A 16,132-nucleotide genomic window follows, 5' to 3' on the forward strand; every position below is an offset into this window, starting at 1 on the left:
ATCCCGGGGCCCGGCGAAGGGCGTCCGGGAGTATAGAAACCCTGGCCTACTCCGCGGCTTGCGCGGCGAGCCCGAGCGTTTCGGACACGGCGCGCAGATCGAGCCCTTTCAACCCGATCACGACGAGACGGCCCGATGCCTGCGTTCCGGCGGCGAACCAGGCTTCCACGCGGGGGCCGACGGCCTGAACCATGGCGGGCGCGGCCTTACCTTGGATCTGTGCTGCTCCCTTGATGCGCAGCACGCCCCTTTGGCGCATTGCCGCGAGCACCTTGTCCTCCAGATCCTGCAAACTGGCGAAGGCCGGCACGCTCAACACGTGGCTCTCGAAGTCATCGTGGTGATGGTGATCATGGTGATCATGGTCGTGATCGTGATCGTGATCATCATCGCGGTCGTGGTGATGATGGTGATGCTCGTGGCGATGGGCCATATCGTCTTCGGCGGACGCTTCCCGCCCAAGAAGCACGGAAATCGGCAAGGACCCTTTCTCGCAGGCGACGATATGCACCGCCTCGCGCACATCCTTGCGGATCCGCTCCTCCACAGCGCTCAGCGCATCGGCGGAGACCAGATCAGCCTTGTTCAGCACGATCAGATCGCCGCAGCGGAGCTGATCGTGAAACAACTCCTCGATGGGGCTTTCATGATCGAGCGCGTCATCGGCGGCCCGCTGGGCCTCAAGAGCGGCTTCGTCCAGCGCGATCCGCCCCTCGGCAAGAGCGGCGGCGTCCAGCACCGTCACCACGCCATCGACCGTCACCTTGGTCTTCACCGTCGGCCAGGAAAAGGCGCGCACGAGCGGCTGCGGGAGAGCAAGTCCGGAGGTCTCGATCACGATATGCTCCGGCGGATTGTCGCGCTCCAGCAGCATCTCCATCGTGGGCAGAAAGTCATCGGCAACGGTGCAGCAGATGCAGCCATTCGTCAGTTCCACCACCTCTTCCGCCGCGCAGCCCGGATCGGCGCAGCCATTGACCAGGGATCCGTCGAACCCCATGTCGCCGAATTCGTTCACAATCAGCGCGATCCGCTTTCCGCCGGCATTTACGAGCAGGTTCCGGATCAAGGTTGTCTTGCCGGCGCCAAGAAAGCCGGTGACGATTGTTGCGGGAATTTTTTTGCCCATGCTCATAGGGTTATCTCCGGGTCCTGACGGGGTTTGAGAAGGATTGGCTGGCCCGCGGCCACGAACACCGCCTGGGTGCAGACATCGGCCATGGCCTGATTGAGCCGGCCCTGGGCATCGCGGAACGTCCGGGCCAGACGGTTGTCCGGCACTATGCCAAGGCCGGTTTCATTGGAAACGAAGACGCACGGGCCGGCCACGGCGCGCGCAGCGGAGACAAGCTGCTCCGTTTCGGCGTGCAGATCGCATTCGGCCAGCAGGAGGTTGGTCAACCACAAGGTCAGGCAATCGACCAGAACCACCCGATCAGGCGCGGTTTCACGGGACAGGACGCCGGTCAGATCGGTCTGCTCCTCGATGGTCGTCCACCCCGTGCCTCGCTGCTGCTGGTGGAGGCCGATGCGCTCGCGCATTTCCTCGTCCCATGCCGCCCCTGTCGCGACATAGACGCGCTTCAGGCCGGAGCGGAGACACAAGCGTTCCGCCAAACGGCTCTTGCCCGAGCGTGCGCCACCTAGAATGAAAGTTGTTGAAGGCTCACTCATGCGCGGCTCGATCGGATCGTAATCGATGCCCGGCCGCGAAAGCCCGGATTTGCCATGTTCTGTCCACCTTCGCCGTCCCACCGACAGCGCCGTTGTGTTTCGCCAGACGGTGGCCGGTCTCCTGGCTCGCGGTGTCGGGCGGTCCTGCGCCTTCCCGGCGCCGCCGCGCCAGTGGCAATTGCAGGTCCGCAATCCGCTTACAGTTGCGGGGGCAGCTCCGGCATAGACAGCGACCCGCCATCGCACCGGATTCCCGTTTCGGCTTCAGCCCGAAAGACCGAAGCACCATCGTCTGGACTATCTGTAGCTTGAGATCCGCGCGCTCTCAAGCGTTCCAGGCCAAAGAACGGACCTTCCTGCTCCCAAGTCCTGACCTTAAGCTGGAAAATCGGGGACCGCCCTGCCGGCTGTGACCGTATCCAGACAGCCGCCTCACTCTTAAGCGTCTGTATTTCAATAGTTTTCCACAAACAACGTGGTATTTGCAGCCAGCGAAGAAAAAAACGCAAACAGGGCTTGGCAAACCGGCAAGGCGTTTGATATACGCATGCTCACCGACGGGGCGAGAGACTTTCTTGCCGTATCTGATCCCTGATAGCTCAGTTGGTAGAGCAAGCGACTGTTAATCGCTGGGTCGTAGGTTCGAGTCCTACTCAGGGAGCCACTTTCTCAAAATATTTAAGATTTATCATCTACTTAACATCCGGCGCAGTGCAGAACCGCGCGGCTGCCGGCGGCCCGTAACAGGTCCGGCCGATACCCCGGCAACCTACACCGGCGTAATCCGATAGACACACCGGCGATCCCCCGACAGCAGGTGTTCCTCGCGCTGGACCCAAACATCCTCGCCCATAACGGCTTGAAACAACCGCCATTCCGAGCGGCAGAAATCTCGGCAGGCCGTCGCCGCGGCGCAAATCGAGCAATGGTTTTCGATCAGCAGAAAGCCGCCGTCGCACGACTCGACCTCCGCCATGTAACCTTCCTGATCCCGCAGCAGGGCAAGCCTCTCCACTTTGGAGCGCGGGTCGGAGCATTCCCGCAACGCCGCCCGGTAAGCCAGTTCCATCTGCCGCTCGCGGTGCTTGATCACAGCCTCCAATCCGCCCGGCCCGTAAAGCGCCGTCAATCCGCCCAAGACACCAACAATCAGGTTCGCGTGGGAATCGGGGAACTGGCCATGACCCTCCCCGGTGAGCGACCAAACCCGTTTCGGCCGCCCGACCGATCCCTTCAGATCCTCGAACCGGACCAGCCTGTCCGCCAGCAAACCATCCAGATGCTGGCGGGTCGCGACGGGCGTCACGTCCAGCCGCCGGGCAAGCTCGGCAGCGGTCAGGGGGCCCGATGATTTGAGCGCATTGAGAAGACGGGAGCGGGTACGGTCGGCCATAACCGAACATAGCACGCGGCGGAGTTTAAAAAAATATTTTCATTGCTTTATCCAAGCAGAGCCATTGAGCCTTCCGGGGAAAGATGACCTGCGGCTTCGGGGGACCGGGTGTTGAACCGCCCCGCCGGATCGGGTACCGCTGGCTGCAGGACCTTGCGAGCGAACCGGATCAAGATGGCAGGCACCAAACGGCAACGGGACATCAAGAAGGCGCTTCGCGAGTTGTTTCCCCGGATCACGATGGCCGATGCCGAGGACATCCTGGACCTGGCATCGGCCGGCCACTTGCGCCATTTGCCGCCCGGCATCGCCGTGTGGCAGGCGGCGATATCGCATGTGCGGCACGCGCATACCCATTACGACAGCTTGCTGGAAGACGGGTATGACCGCGAGGCCGCCCGCTATTTCGTCATCGAGGACATGAACGACACGCTCCAAGACTGGGGCTGCAATCGCGCGCTCGACCCGAATGACACCGATGTTTCCATGGATCGGAAATAGAAAATCCGGTCTCCGGCTGCTCAATCCGGCCGGTAGATCCACTGTTCGGGAATATGGGCGGTCACCGTCTCACCGGCCGCGATGGCGCCGGGTTTCTCGACATAGCCGACTACGCCTCGCAGACGGTGCGCGACCTTGGGAAACAGAAGATCTATGTCCTCGCGCCCGGGAACATGACGCGCGATTGCGCTGCCGGCGATCCGGCACGGCGCGTTGTCTCCATCGACCCGGATGACGGCCCCGCCCTCGAACACCAGCCGGGTTCGCGGCGGCATAAGGCTCAGGCTTGGCAAACCCGACAAGCACACATTGGCACCGATCCAGCCAGGCTCCAGAGCGCCGATCTCCATGCGCCGCGCGATCAGCCGCAACTCTTCGCTCGAGACCACCGAGATCTGGCGTTCGTTGCACATTTGCGTGCCACGCGTATACCAGGGTTCGCGTCCGCCGGATAAGCGCGTGAAACCGAAATGGCGGTCGCCAGCGATCCCTTCAAAGCCAAGTTCCAGCCGGTCCAGCTCACGGGTTTGAAAGTCGTCGGCCGAGCGCGATTTCAAGACGCTCTCCACTTTGCCGGACAGCTTGCGCCCGCGCACATAGTGATCGGGTTCGATCTCGGTCTCTCCAAACAAATCGGTCGGCAAATCGGTCTCCACCCTTGTGATGTCGGCACCGATTTCGGATATCCCGATTCAGCCTGCAAATCCATCCCTGGAAAACGGACCGCACCCGCTGCCTGATTGCGGCCGCGATACCGTCGCCTCCTTCGCCCGGCTTTCAGGAAAGACCGAGCACGAGCCGCAGCAGTTCAAACACGATTGCCGCGATGGTGGCGGAAATCGGCACAGTCACCATCCAGGCGGTCATGATGGTCAGCAGATAGGTCCGCCGTACCAGGAGCCTGCTGTTGTGGGCTTCCCGGTTGCGGATGCTCCGGTTAAACAGGCGGCTCGCCCCCTCGCCCTGCCGGCGGCGCCAGGACCATTCCCGGAAGAACCCGACACCGAAGACCGCCCCGACGGCGATGTAGGTCGAGCTGACGGGCAGGCCGAGCCCGGACGCAATCAACACGGTGATCGCAGCCGCCAGGGAAACGCAAAACGCGCGGACCGGATTGAGCTTGGTGATGCGCTGCCCGACAACCCGGATCAAGCGCGGTCCAAACAGCATCAGTCCGAGCGAGATGCCGAACGCGCCGATGGCACTGACCCACAAGGGCACCGTCGTGACTGGTTCGGTCTCCATCGCCTGGGCGACCGTGTCCGTGTGGGCCAGCTGGACATTGACGATGGCGGCCACCGGCCCTACCGCGTTTGCCACATCGTTCGCCCCATGGGCGAAGGACAAGAGCGCGGCCGCAACCATGAGCGGTCCGGTGAACAGCCCGCGGATAGACTGACGCCGATTGTCGAACCCGGCCGATTGCCGCGCAATCAGGGGGATGGTGAAGAGCCAGGCCGCGCCGCCAAGCAGTGGGGCCGTCACAAAAACGAACCCGTGAGGCACGGCCAGCAGGCGGTCGAGCCCCTTGATTGTGAGATAGGCGGTGAATGCACCGACCAGCAGGCCGATCAAGACCGGCAGCCAGAAGCGCGCGGCCTGAAGGCGGTCCTCGCGGTCCAGGATCATGTACCTGATGAAGGCCAGAAAGCTGGCCGCCACGAGAGCTCCGAGAACGGGAGACGCCACCCAGCTTGCGGCAATCGCTGCCATCGTCGACCAATTGACTGCGCCCCAGCCGCCTGCCGCGATGCCCGCACCGACCACCCCGCCGATCACCGAATGGGTGGTTGAAACCGGCGCACCGATCAAGGTCGCCATGTTGATCCACAACGCTGCGGCCACAAGCGCGGCGATCATTGCCGTCGTGAACACGGCCGAGTTGACCTGATGAGCGGGCAGGATAATGCCGCTCGAAACGGTTTCCAGAACATCGTCGCCAACCAGCAAGGCCCCCGCGCTTTCGAAAAAGGCGGCCAGGATGAGCGCCGTGGTGAGCGTTATCGCGCGCGCGCCAACGGCGGGCCCAACATTGTTGGCCACGTCGTTCGCGCCGATATTCATGGCCATATAGGCCCCAACGGCGGCAGCGGCAGCAAGCACAAGCGTGTCACTCAACGACCAGGCCGGCACATGAAACGCCGCGACCACGGCGCAAAGCGCCATGAAGACCACGCCAAGACCCGGCCCGATCAGGCGCCGGCCAAGGCTTTCCGCCGCCCCTTCCACAAACGAGATCTTGTCGAGATCCTTGTCGAGGGCGGGACCTTTGTAGCGCTTTTGATGGTTTGACTGCGGGTTCTGCACGCGCGTTCGTCTCTCCGCAAACCGCAACCTGAAGCGGCCTGCATGTGATATCATCAAAATTCGGTGACAGGCATCTGACGGTTGAAGCTCAGAACACCGGACCGGCGAAAAACCGGAGACGGAACATCAGCCTGTTTGAGGCCGTGACGAAACAGGTGTTTTCTTCCGTTTGGCAAACCGGCGCAAAAGAGCGCGAGCGCCCGGCTCGTCCGCCATTTCGATGGCACGGGCCACAGGCATCCAGGCACGCTGGCGCTGCCCCTTTTCGGGAAAGTCCTCCAGTAGCCGATCCACCTCAATCGGAAAGACCAGAACCTTTGTCCGCAGTTCAAGACCGTTGGACAGTCCCTTGTGAGACCGGAAGCTGCCAAAAGCGCGGCGGTCGGGGCGGCCACGGGCTCCGGCTTCCTCAAAGGCTTCCGTTACGGCCGTTTCAAAGGCTTCCTGATCCAGTTCAGGCCATCCCTTGGGAAGGATCCAGCGCCCCTTCTCCCGCGACGTGACAAGCAGCACCTCAAGTTCGCCATCCTTCCACCGGTAACAGAGCGCAGCAATCTGCAGGCGCGCGGGCTTGTATAAAAGCCCCGCGAGCGTCCGCAGCCAGCCAAGCGCTGGCGCTGTATATGCTTCTGTTATCGCCATTATGGGTATTTATGCCAATGAAAGGATCCGTTCTAACCCTACATATAGGGGAGTCGGGTGCAGTATCCAAGAAAAATGCGCACAAAGTGCACCCAAATACATATTTGTCTAGATCAGTCGCCTAGGATGCGGGTGCCACCGAGATGTGGTCGGCCGACCATGCACCCGGCCAGACCTCCGCGTCACCTCCACGTAAGGCGCGCACCGTCTGCACCGGCACATCGGCGATGACCTGAATATCCGCGCCATCATCCCCGCCAACAGGCGCGACGGACACCGCGACACCGTCATGTCCAAGTTCCGCCTCGCAGGGCACGAAAAGAGACGCTCCGGACCAATTCGTGAGGTTCTGGGTGGTTCCCTTCGCGGCGCCGATCACACCGCAAACCGCGACACAGGTCATCAATTCGACGGCACGCGCCTTCGCGCACCCATAGACCCGGTGGTATCCGGCAAGCCGCTCCGTCATGGACGGCACCAGAACAAGGTCCGGCTGTTGATGTGCAAGCAGGCACGAGAGCGCGGGCATTTCGATATCAAGACAGATCAGGATGACCATCTTGAGACCATCCAGTTCGAACGGCACCAGTGTGGTGCCGGGCGTCAGCCGCCAACTATCCTCGTCCTGCTCACCGGGCGTCAGACACAACTTGTCCTGCCGGATATCCCGGCCGTCGGGTGTCAACAAAATCGCCGTGTTCGTGAACCCACCCCGCCCATTGCCGACCGGCATGGATCCAAGCAGGATTGAAACGCCATGGGCGGCGGGCAGGTGTTTCGCGGCTTCAACCAGCCGGACCCCGCAGTCCGCCAGAAACGCCATTTCCCCGGTCGGGGGCAATCCGGCCGGTTTGAACGCCAGACAGGCTTCGATCGCGTATTCGGGGAACAGGATCAGCCTCGCGCCCGCGGCCGACGCCGACTGAGCGGCACGCTCCAAATGGCTGGCAAGAGCCTCAACCGATGGTGGCGCGAAGCTCAAGTTCAAGGTGTGCAAGGCGATACGATAGGTCATGCGAGCTCCGGCTCCGGGATTCAGATGCCTGCTCTTGCGCATTTTTTCACCCAAGAGGCAAGGCTACCCGCGGTCAAAACGGCCGTGTTCCGGAACCAAGATCCAGTCAATCCCGTGAAAAAAGCCAAGGTTTCCGGAGCATAAACCGGCGCTGCCGGCAAGCGCGCCTCGATTTTCGCCGCTGATTTAGTCGATCACGAGTGCGAACATCAGCATCAGCGCCAGGACGTATGACCATTCAAACGTCTTGGAGGACAAGGGAAGCGGTGCGGGAAAGATCCGGGCCGCCCTCGCGCGCTTGACCTGTTGAATATTGTGAAGAGCGCGCGTGGTATGCGCGTCTATGTCCCGGAATTGTCTACGAAGCTCTTTCTGAGCCATGCCATGCCTCCGCCGATTCCTTCAGCTGGCGAAAGTCTACAGGCCCTGATTTTACCAAAAGGTTAAGACGCGTTAACGGGAAGCCTTCTGCGGATCAGCGACATCAATGATCCGCAGTTGCGGACGCGGCGTCCCCTGCCATGTGTCCACCGACAGACTGCCCGCGACATGCACCGTTTGACCGCGCTTTTTGAGCAGTTCCTGACCGAACGGCTTGTCCTCGGCCTTGAACGCGATCGCCTTCAGGCTCGTGCCGTCGGAGGCTGACAGACTGGCCCGGACATGCCCATTGCCGACGACATCGGCGAAGGTCACCCGGTGCGCCGGGAAGGCGAACACGGGTTCGGGATGCCCGGCCCCGAACGGCCCCGCACTGTCCAATTGCTCCAGAAGCGGTAAGCTCGCGCCGGTTGCGGTCAGCGCGCCATCAATCTTGAGATCGCGCGCGGCGCTGGCCGCTTCCACATCCGCTTTCAGTTGATCATCGAAAAATGCGGCAAGATCGTCCATTTTTTCCTTGCGCAAGGTCATACCGGCCGCCATCGCATGCCCGCCGCCTTTCTCCAGAAGTCCTTCCGCGACAGCGGCGCGCACGACCCGTCCCAGATCAACCCCCGGGATCGACCGGCCAGACCCGGTGCCCTTTCCCGTTTCATCATAGGCAATGGCGAAGGACGGCCGGCGGTGCGCCTCCTTCAAGCGCGAGGCGATCAGACCCACAATACCCGGGTGCCACTCCGGTGACCCGGTGATCAGGACCGCGGGATCGGTGTCCCGAATTGCGATCGCCGCCTGCGCTCCGGCCTCCTCCAGCATCACCGCTTCCATCGCTTGTCGCTCGGTGTTGAGTTCATTCAACCGCGCGGCTATTTCGCGGGCCTCCACGTGATCGTCGCAGGTCAGCAGCCGGGCGCCAAGAGCCGCATCCCCGATCCGCCCCCCGGCGTTGATCCGCGGTCCCAGCAAAAACCCCAGATGGTACGGCGTTGCCTTGCCGGCCACCCGGGCGGCGTCCGCCAGAAAGGCAAGGCCCGGATTGCGGCGCTGATGCATGACCGACAGGCCGCGCAGCACATACGCCCGGTTCAACCCCTGAAGGGGGACGACATCGCAGACCGTTCCAAGAGCCACCAGGTCCAGCAGCGCCATCAGATCGGGTTGAGGGCGCCTGTCAAACAACCCCCGGCGGCGCAATTCGCGGTTGAGACCTACGAGAAAAAGAAAGGTCACCCCGACCGCAGCCAAATGCCCCTGACCGGACAGATCGTCCTGACGGTTCGGATTCACAAGCGCTATGACCGGTGGAAGGTCCTCGCCAACCTGGTGGTGATCGAAAACAACCACATCGAGCCCGAGGCGGTTTGCTGCCTCGAAGGCTTCGAAGGATGTGCTTCCGCAATCGACGGCAATCAGAAGGTCGGCTCCGCCAGCCTTGAGGGCTTCGAGTGCGGGCACATTCGGACCATAGCCTTCAATGATCCGGTCCGGGATATGAATGACCGGATCAAGCCCGAGCCATCGCAGGTACCGGCACAACACGGCAGACGAGGTGGCCCCGTCGACGTCGTAGTCTCCGAAAATGGCGATTGACAAACCCGCCTGAACCGCGTCAGCCACCCGTGCTACCGCGGCATCCATGTCCGTCAGGGTAGACGGATCCGGCATCAAGGCCTTCAGGCTGGGCGCGAGAAACGCTTCGGCCGTTTCCGGCAACACGCCACGGGCTGCGATCACGCGGGCCAGGACATCGGGGATGCCCAGTTGCTGCGCGATCGCCATGGCGTGGCGGGTTCCGGTTTCGTCGAGGCGCTCGCGCCACGCATAGCCGCCGGCGGACCGCTCCACGCCCAGAACCAGCCTATGGGGCTGACCTGACAAGCCAGCACCGGTCATCCGACCCATTCCGTCCGTGCGAACGTTCCGGCCAGCATCCATCAATCCAGATGGAACTTCTCGAGATCCCGGTGCTGCGCCTTGATGTAGCGCACGGTTCCGGTCGACGAGCGCATCACAACGGTGTGCGTGATGATGCTGTCACGGCCGAAACGGACCCCTTGCAGGAAGTTCCCGTCAGTGACACCGGTTGCAGCGAACAACACGTCCGGTCCCGCCATTTCCTCCAGGGTGTATTTGCGCTTCACGTCCTCGATGCCCATACGGTGGGCCCGCTCGACCTGTTCGTCCCGGGTGATCACCAGGCGGCTTTGCATCTGGCCACCGATGGATCGCAGCGCCGCCGCCGCCAGAACGCCTTCGGGCGCACCGCCGATACCGGCATAAAGATCGATGCCCGTCTCCTCCGGATCGGTGGTATGGATGATCCCGGCAACATCGCCGTCGCCGATCAGGCGGATGGCAGCGCCGGTCGCCCTGATTTCCTCAATCAAACGCGCGTGCCGCGGCCGGTCCAGGACGCAGGCCGTGACTTCGTTGATCTTGACGTTCTTTTCCCGTGCAACGGCTTGCAGATTGTCCGCGATGGGCGCATCCAGATCGATCAGGTTCGCCGGGTAGCCAGGACCGATGGCGATCTTGTCCATATAGCTGTCCGGGGCGTTCAAGAGATCCCCCTTCGGAGCCAGAGCGATGACGGCAAGGGAGTTGGGAAGGTTCTTGGCGCAGATCGTGGTCCCCTCGAGCGGGTCGAGCGCAATATCGACCTGCGGCCCGTGGCCGGTGCCGACATTCTCGCCGATATACAGCATCGGCGCTTCGTCCCGCTCTCCCTCACCGATCACCACGGTGCCGTTGATCGGCAGACGGTTCAACTCCCGGCGCATCGCGTCAACGGCGGCCTGGTCGGCGGCCATCTCATCGCCGCGTCCACGCAGTCTCGCAGCGGCCACAGCGGCACGCTCACTCACGCGCGCCAGCTCCAGCGTCAGAATACGATCCAAGCCGCTGTCAGCAGCGCCTTCGGTCTGTGCCATTTGGTTCTCCACCTTGTCTTCCCCGGATCCGCCAGACCGGCGGGCAGCCCGGCTCCTTTTAAGTCAATTTCTCGATGCGGATCATCTGCGGCGCGGCCGCGACAACGCCCTTCGACTGGATCACGTCCAGTGCCTTCTTCACCGCTTCCTCGGTCGTTTCGTAGGTAATGAGAATGACCGGTTGTGGTTCGGCGCGTTCGATGCTGGCGGCAGATCCGTTGCGCCGCTGAACGATCGATTCCAAGGAGATATCGGCGTCTGCCATGCAGTTCGCGATTTCCGCGAAGGCGCCGGGCCTATCATAGACTGCCAGGCGAATATAATATCCGCCCGCATGCTTGCGCATGCCGGCACGAACATAGTCGTCAAGCTCGGCCGCCGGCGTTCCAAGGACGGGGGTCTCGTCGCCCCGCGCGATATCGGCAATGTCGGCCACAACAGAGGACGCGGTCGCCTTTCCGCCTGCCCCGGGTCCGACGAGGATCACCTCGCCCACGAAATCGCCATCGACCGCCACGGCATTCAACACCCCGTCAATCCGGGCGATGGCAGAGGATTTCGGCACCATGGTCGGATGCACCCTTTGCTCGATCCCGGACTCCGTGCGTTGCGCCACTCCCAAGAGCTTGATCCGGTAGCCCAACTCGCTGGCGGCATGGATATCCGCGGTCGTGATGGACGTGATGCCCTCGACGTAGATCGTGTCGCTGGAGATTTTGGTTCCGAACGCCAGACTGGTCAAAATGGCCAGCTTGTGCGCCGTGTCGAACCCTTCGATGTCGAAAGTCGGATCGGCCTCGGCATAGCCAAGGCGCTGCGCGTCGGCAAGGCATGCCTCGAAGCTGAGGCCTTCGTCTTCCATGCGCGTCAGAATGTAATTGCAGGTGCCGTTCAAGATCCCGTAGACGCGCGACACGGCATTGCCGGACAGCGACTCGCGCATGGTCTTGACGATGGGAATACCGCCGGCGACCGCGGCCTCGTAGTTCAGGCAGGCGTTGTGCTGCTCCGCCAGCAAGGCAAGGTCCACGCCATGCTTGGCGAGAAGCGCCTTGTTCGCGGTAACGACATGCAGCCCGCGTTGCAGGGCCGCCCGCACACTGTCTTCGGCGGCGCCGCTCTCGCCGCCCACGAGTTCCACGAAGATGTCGATATCGGCCGAACGCGCCATGGCAACCGGATCGTCGAACCAGGCCATGGACGACAGATCCACCCCCCGGTCCCGGCCACGGTCGCGCGCGCTGACCGCGCTCACCCGAACCGGACGCCCGGATTTTCGGGCGAGCTGATCGCCATGCTCCTGCAGCAGGCGAACCACGGATGCCCCAACGGTTCCAAGGCCCGCAACGCCTATTCTCAACGCATCTGACATATTCTGTGAAATCCAGTTCGATCCGACTTAGCCCGAAGCCCCGAGCGGGACCACGTTGTGCAATGTTTCGTGTCCCGTTTCAAGGAAGCGGCGAATGTTCCGCGCGGCTTGCCGGAGCCGCTGTTCGTTCTCCACAAGACCAATCCGGACGAAATCGTCCCCATGCTCGCCAAAACCGATACCCGGTGCGACCGCTACATTCGCCTTTTCGAGCAGCAGCTTCGAGAATTCGAGACTGCCCAGCGCGCGGTACCGCTCGGGGATCGGTGCCCAGCAGAACATGCTGGCTTCCGGTGCAGGAATGGGCCAGCCGGCCCGCCCGAACGATTCGACCACCACGTCCCGGCGGTTCTTGTAGACGGCCCGCGTCTCGAGGATGCAATCATCCGGACCATTGAGGGCCGACGTCGCGGCCACCTGGATCGGCGTGAACGCTCCATAATCCAGATAGGATTTGACCCGCGCAAGAGCGCCGATCAGCCGTTCATTGCCCACGGCGAATCCCATGCGCCAGCCTGGCATGGAAAAGGTTTTGGACAAGGAGGTAAATTCGGCGGTCACACTGATGGCGCCCGGAACCTGGAGAACGGACGGCGGCGGCGTGTCGCCGAAGTAGATTTCCGAATAGGCAAGGTCCGATAGGATGAAAATACTGTGCTTTCGCGCAAAGGCGACGACTTCCTTGTAAAAATCCAGATCGGCGCAATAGGCGGTCGGGTTGGCCGGATAACACAGGATGATGGCGATCGGTTTGGGCACCGAGTGAATGACGGCCCGTTCCAACGCCAAGAAGAAGTCGGGGCCCGGTTCCGCGGGGATCGCACGGATTGAGGCACCAGCCATCAAAAACCCGAAGGCATGGATGGGATAGCTCGGATTGGGGCTCAGGATCACATCGCCCGGCGCGGTGATCGCCTGCGCCATGTTTGCGAAGCCCTCCTTGGAGCCAAGGGTGGCAACCACTTGGGTTTCCGGATCGAGCTTCACACCGAAGCGGCGCTCGTAATAGCCGACCTGCGCCCTGCGCAGACCCTGGATACCCTTGGACGCGGAATAGCGGTGCGAGCGGGGGTCCTGGACCACCTCAGTCAGTTTATCGACGATATGCCTTGGCGTCGGCAGATCGGGATTGCCCATGCCCAGATCGATGATATCCGCGCCCGCCGCGCGCGCCTTTGCCTTGAGCCGGTTGACCTGCTCGAACACATAGGGCGGGAGACGCTTGGTCTTGTGGAAGTCCTCCATGGGGCGGATCCTTGGATATCGAATGAGGTTGGACGGTTACAGGGTTGCGGACCGGCCGAAAACCGGACCGGCACCGCATTTGAGCGCCCTTTTACCAGCCTCTTCGGAAAGGTGCACCCGTCTTTCAAGCCGTAGACAGCTAAATTTGCGCCAATTCCCGCAAGCACGCCGCATCGGCCATTGCCGGAAAAGGCCTGCCAAGAGCCGGGACACCGGACACACCGGAAAGGTTCTATTCGGAGGTTTGCGTCCGGATGGCCGCTGTGCCTCTGATATCGTCCAGTGCGGCCTGACCGTGGGTGTCCCGCGCCTTAATGAGGCTGTCTTTGCCGGCGGTGCCGCGCACCTGCGTATTCGCCTTGGCACCGGAGGCCAGGCTGCGCAGCGTTTCATGGGTCCGCGCCCGCTGATCCGGATCGATCAGACCGCCAGGTGCGTCGGGTTGCCCGGGAGAAACCGCAGGGGCTTGCGGCAAGGTTTCGGCCGGAACAGGCCGCCCCAACGCACCCGCCAGTGTCTCTTCGGGATCCCCGGCACAACCGGCCGCCGGAAGGCAAACCAGTCCGGCACACAGCGCTTGTCTTAATAGTGTCACGGATAACCTGCTTTCACCTGAAGACCCCGGTTTGCCATCGATGATGCGAACGGCCGTTCAGCATACGTAAGGTTTCGGAGTTTTTAATTCATATTCGACGGGCTTGCGAAACGTGTGCAATAAATATCGTGGTTTGCCGGAGGTTGACGTGACAATTGCGGCGTCACATCCAATAAACGCATGGCTCCAGCGCAAGGGACCACCGGTCCATGGGCGCGCCATGCAAAACGATGTTCGGAGGGGAACACGCATCCATGGCTGACGAGCGCCAGCATCCCATGCTGCAATACATCATCAATAACCCGGAAGCATTCGCCCAGAACCTCGCCAAGACAATGGAAAACGCCGGAAAGGCCTTGGCGGCCTATCTGGAGCCACGGGAGTCCGGCGAAGTACGCGATGGCACGGACGAACTGACCAATGTCGTCAAAACCCTCGCCCAGGTCAGCGAATACTGGGCCTCCGATCCTCAGCGCGCTGTCGAGGCCCAGACACGGCTTTGGTCCGGCTATATCGATTTGTGGAACTCCTCCTTGAAGCGGATGATGGGTGAACCGTCGGAACCGGCCGTCAATCCGCCAAAGACGGACAAGCGCTTCACAGATCCGGATTGGTCGGAGAACCAGTTTTTCGATTTCGTGAAACAGCTCTATCTGATCACCAGCAGCTGGGCTGAAACGATGGTCCATGAGGCCCACGGACTGGATGACCACACCCGCCACAAGGCCGGCTTCTACGTCGAGCAGATCTCCAACGCCCTTTCACCCTCGAATTTTCTGCTGACCAATCCCGAATTGTTGCGCCTCACTATGGAAAGCAATGGTGAGAACCTCGTCAAGGGCATGCAGCATCTGGTGGAGGATATCCGGGCCGGTCATGGCGATGTGCGGATCCGCCAAACCGATCCGAGCAAGTTTGCCGTCGGACAGAACCTGGCCACCACCCCGGGCAAGGTGATCGCCGAAAACGACGTTTGCCAGGTTCTGCAATATGAGCCCACAACGGACCAGGCCTTGAAACGGCCGTTGCTGATCGTGCCTCCCTGGATCAACAAGTTCTACATCCTCGACCTCAACGCCGAGAAATCCTTCATCCGATGGGCCGTCGACCAAGGCCACACGGTGTTCGTGATCTCCTGGGTCAATCCGGACGCGCGGCAGGCCGAAAAGAGTTTCGAGCACTACATGAAGGAGGGCATCCTCAACACGCTCGACGTTATCAAGCGTGCGACGCGGCAGGAAGAGGTGAATGCCATCGGCTATTGTGTCGGCGGCACGCTGCTTGCCGTCACCCTCGCCTACATGGCGGCCACGGGCGACAAGCGGATCGGGAGCTGCACTTTCTTCACCACCCAGGTCGACTTCACCCACGCGGGCGATTTGAAGGTTTTCGTGGATGAGGAACAGATTGAAATGCTCGAACGGCGGATGGCCGAACAGGGCTATCTGGATGGCAGCAAGATGGCTTCGGCATTCAACATGCTGCGGTCCAATGACCTCATATGGTCGTACGTGGTCAACAACTACCTCAAGGGCAAGGAACCTTTTCCGTTCGACCTTCTCTACTGGAATTCGGATTCCACGCGCATGCCCGCGGCCAACCATTCCTTCTATCTGCGCAATTGCTACCTGGAAAATCGTCTGGCCAAGGGTGAGATGGTCATCGACAATGTGACCCTGGACCTCAAGAAGGTCACCATCCCGATCTACAATCTCGCGACCCGCGAGGATCACATCGCCCCGGCCCGCTCCGTTTTTGTCGGCTCTTCGTGTTTCGGTGGCCCGGTGGACTATGTCCTGTCAGGTTCCGGGCATATCGCGGGCGTCGTCAACCCGCCGCACAAGAACAAGTATCAATACTGGACCAACGGCGCCCCGGTCGGGCAGATCGAGGACTGGATAGCCAACGCCGAGGAACATCCCGGGTCCTGGTGGCCGCACTGGGATGCGTGGATCCGCGAGAAGGATGCCACCCTGGTCAAAGCCCGAAAGCCCGGGGCCTATCGAATGAAGATCCTTGGCGATGCGCCGGGCTCATACGTGATGGAGCGGATCTGATCTCCGTCAAAGGCCGATCG

At 61.8% G+C, this 16,132-nt stretch carries 15 protein-coding genes, 1 tRNA gene and 1 riboswitch; of the genes, 3 read left to right on the forward strand and 13 right to left on the reverse strand.

The genetic code is table 11. The annotated features are described in order from the left end of the window. Nucleotides 1–46: 46 nt before the first annotated feature. Entirely contained in the window at nucleotides 47–1,135 is a 1,089-nt protein-coding gene (gene cobW / locus F0184_RS15475) for a cobalamin biosynthesis protein CobW (protein WP_150497100.1), read from the reverse strand. Further along, the gene (gene cobU, locus F0184_RS15480; RefSeq protein ID WP_150497101.1) at nucleotides 1,132–1,674 is read right to left on the reverse strand and encodes a bifunctional adenosylcobinamide kinase/adenosylcobinamide-phosphate guanylyltransferase; all 543 of its coding nucleotides are present in this window, start codon (nucleotides 1,672–1,674) and stop codon (nucleotides 1,132–1,134) included. The genes cobW and cobU overlap by 4 nt, the downstream gene beginning before the upstream one ends. Nucleotides 1,675–1,768: 94 nt before the next feature. After that, nucleotides 1,769–1,979, reverse strand: a riboswitch (cobalamin riboswitch). Nucleotides 1,980–2,262: 283 nt separating this feature from the next. Here cobU and F0184_RS15485 point away from each other — a divergent pair. Next, nucleotides 2,263–2,338, forward strand: a tRNA-Asn gene (locus F0184_RS15485). A 105-nt stretch (nucleotides 2,339–2,443) separates the two neighbouring features. Here the strand turns inward: F0184_RS15485 and F0184_RS15490 are convergent. Then, on the reverse strand, nucleotides 2,444–3,067 hold the full coding sequence (locus F0184_RS15490; RefSeq protein ID WP_150497102.1) for a helix-turn-helix transcriptional regulator: 624 nt from the start codon (nucleotides 3,065–3,067) through the stop codon (nucleotides 2,444–2,446). A 174-nt stretch (nucleotides 3,068–3,241) separates the two neighbouring features. On the opposite strand from F0184_RS15490, the gene F0184_RS15495 reads away from it, so the two are divergent. Continuing rightward, a complete protein-coding gene (locus F0184_RS15495; protein WP_150497103.1) occupies nucleotides 3,242–3,568 on the forward strand; it encodes a DUF2293 domain-containing protein in 327 nt (108 codons plus the stop codon). Between the two features lie 20 nt (nucleotides 3,569–3,588). Here F0184_RS15495 and F0184_RS15500 read toward each other — a convergent pair whose 3' ends face one another. The 10 genes from F0184_RS15500 to F0184_RS15545 all read right to left on the reverse strand — a co-directional run bounded on the left by F0184_RS15500 (nucleotide 3,589) and on the right by F0184_RS15545 (nucleotide 14,055). Beyond that, the gene (locus F0184_RS15500) at nucleotides 3,589–4,212 is read right to left on the reverse strand and encodes an MOSC domain-containing protein (RefSeq protein ID WP_150497104.1); all 624 of its coding nucleotides are present in this window, start codon (nucleotides 4,210–4,212) and stop codon (nucleotides 3,589–3,591) included. A 133-nt stretch (nucleotides 4,213–4,345) separates the two neighbouring features. Next, nucleotides 4,346–5,875, reverse strand: coding sequence for an inorganic phosphate transporter (locus tag F0184_RS15505; protein ID WP_244299220.1), 1,530 nt, complete (start codon nucleotides 5,873–5,875; stop codon nucleotides 4,346–4,348). A 126-nt stretch (nucleotides 5,876–6,001) separates the two neighbouring features. Continuing rightward, a complete protein-coding gene (locus tag F0184_RS15510; RefSeq protein ID WP_150497106.1) occupies nucleotides 6,002–6,517 on the reverse strand; it encodes an NUDIX hydrolase in 516 nt (171 codons plus the stop codon). Nucleotides 6,518–6,638: 121 nt separating this feature from the next. Then, the gene (locus F0184_RS15515; protein WP_150497107.1) at nucleotides 6,639–7,532 is read right to left on the reverse strand and encodes a nitrilase-related carbon-nitrogen hydrolase; all 894 of its coding nucleotides are present in this window, start codon (nucleotides 7,530–7,532) and stop codon (nucleotides 6,639–6,641) included. A gap of 186 nt (nucleotides 7,533–7,718) precedes the next feature. Continuing rightward, nucleotides 7,719–7,913, reverse strand: coding sequence for a hypothetical protein (locus F0184_RS15520; protein ID WP_150497108.1), 195 nt, complete (start codon nucleotides 7,911–7,913; stop codon nucleotides 7,719–7,721). A 72-nt stretch (nucleotides 7,914–7,985) separates the two neighbouring features. Continuing rightward, a complete protein-coding gene (recJ, locus tag F0184_RS15525) occupies nucleotides 7,986–9,806 on the reverse strand; it encodes a single-stranded-DNA-specific exonuclease RecJ (protein WP_150497109.1) in 1,821 nt (606 codons plus the stop codon). Nucleotides 9,807–9,847: 41 nt separating this feature from the next. Beyond that, nucleotides 9,848–10,843 carry a class II fructose-bisphosphatase gene (gene glpX / locus F0184_RS15530; protein ID WP_150497110.1) on the reverse strand — a complete coding sequence of 332 codons (996 nt, stop codon included), beginning with the start codon at nucleotides 10,841–10,843 and terminating at the stop codon, nucleotides 9,848–9,850. A 58-nt stretch (nucleotides 10,844–10,901) separates the two neighbouring features. Continuing rightward, a complete protein-coding gene (locus F0184_RS15535; RefSeq protein WP_150497111.1) occupies nucleotides 10,902–12,215 on the reverse strand; it encodes a homoserine dehydrogenase in 1,314 nt (437 codons plus the stop codon). A gap of 27 nt (nucleotides 12,216–12,242) precedes the next feature. Beyond that, nucleotides 12,243–13,460 carry an LL-diaminopimelate aminotransferase gene (locus tag F0184_RS15540; protein WP_150497112.1) on the reverse strand — a complete coding sequence of 406 codons (1,218 nt, stop codon included), beginning with the start codon at nucleotides 13,458–13,460 and terminating at the stop codon, nucleotides 12,243–12,245. Nucleotides 13,461–13,692: 232 nt separating this feature from the next. Next, the gene (locus F0184_RS15545; RefSeq protein ID WP_150497113.1) at nucleotides 13,693–14,055 is read right to left on the reverse strand and encodes a hypothetical protein; all 363 of its coding nucleotides are present in this window, start codon (nucleotides 14,053–14,055) and stop codon (nucleotides 13,693–13,695) included. Between the two features lie 254 nt (nucleotides 14,056–14,309). Between F0184_RS15545 and F0184_RS15550 the strand changes: the two genes are divergently transcribed. Continuing rightward, complete coding sequence (locus F0184_RS15550; protein ID WP_150497114.1) at nucleotides 14,310–16,112, forward strand: PHA/PHB synthase family protein; 1,803 nt, start codon at nucleotides 14,310–14,312, stop codon at nucleotides 16,110–16,112. The last annotated feature ends 20 nt before the right edge of the window (nucleotides 16,113–16,132 follow it).

The organism is Roseibium aquae (assembly GCF_008711285.1).
In the GTDB taxonomy this organism is placed as follows: domain Bacteria; phylum Pseudomonadota; class Alphaproteobacteria; order Rhizobiales; family Stappiaceae; genus Roseibium; species Roseibium aquae.

What these genes read in the sequence shown, in the direction of transcription:
- cobU (WP_150497101.1), bottom strand. Translation starts at nt 1,674, where the DNA reads ATGAGTGAGCCTTCAACAACTTTCATTCTAGGTGGCGCACGCTCGGGC.
- F0184_RS15515 (WP_150497107.1), bottom strand. Translation starts at nt 7,532, where the DNA reads ATGACCTATCGTATCGCCTTGCACACCTTGAACTTGAGCTTCGCGCCA.
- recJ (WP_150497109.1), bottom strand. Translation starts at nt 9,806, where the DNA reads ATGACCGGTGCTGGCTTGTCAGGTCAGCCCCATAGGCTGGTTCTGGGC.
- cobW (WP_150497100.1), bottom strand. Translation starts at nt 1,135, where the DNA reads ATGAGCATGGGCAAAAAAATTCCCGCAACAATCGTCACCGGCTTTCTT.
- F0184_RS15535 (WP_150497111.1), bottom strand. Translation starts at nt 12,215, where the DNA reads ATGTCAGATGCGTTGAGAATAGGCGTTGCGGGCCTTGGAACCGTTGGG.
- F0184_RS15550 (WP_150497114.1), top strand. Translation starts at nt 14,310, where the DNA reads ATGGCTGACGAGCGCCAGCATCCCATGCTGCAATACATCATCAATAAC.
- F0184_RS15540 (WP_150497112.1), bottom strand. Translation starts at nt 13,460, where the DNA reads ATGGAGGACTTCCACAAGACCAAGCGTCTCCCGCCCTATGTGTTCGAG.
- F0184_RS15490 (WP_150497102.1), bottom strand. Translation starts at nt 3,067, where the DNA reads ATGGCCGACCGTACCCGCTCCCGTCTTCTCAATGCGCTCAAATCATCG.
- F0184_RS15520 (WP_150497108.1), bottom strand. Translation starts at nt 7,913, where the DNA reads ATGGCTCAGAAAGAGCTTCGTAGACAATTCCGGGACATAGACGCGCAT.
- glpX (WP_150497110.1), bottom strand. Translation starts at nt 10,843, where the DNA reads ATGGCACAGACCGAAGGCGCTGCTGACAGCGGCTTGGATCGTATTCTG.
- F0184_RS15495 (WP_150497103.1), top strand. Translation starts at nt 3,242, where the DNA reads ATGGCAGGCACCAAACGGCAACGGGACATCAAGAAGGCGCTTCGCGAG.
- F0184_RS15510 (WP_150497106.1), bottom strand. Translation starts at nt 6,517, where the DNA reads ATGGCGATAACAGAAGCATATACAGCGCCAGCGCTTGGCTGGCTGCGG.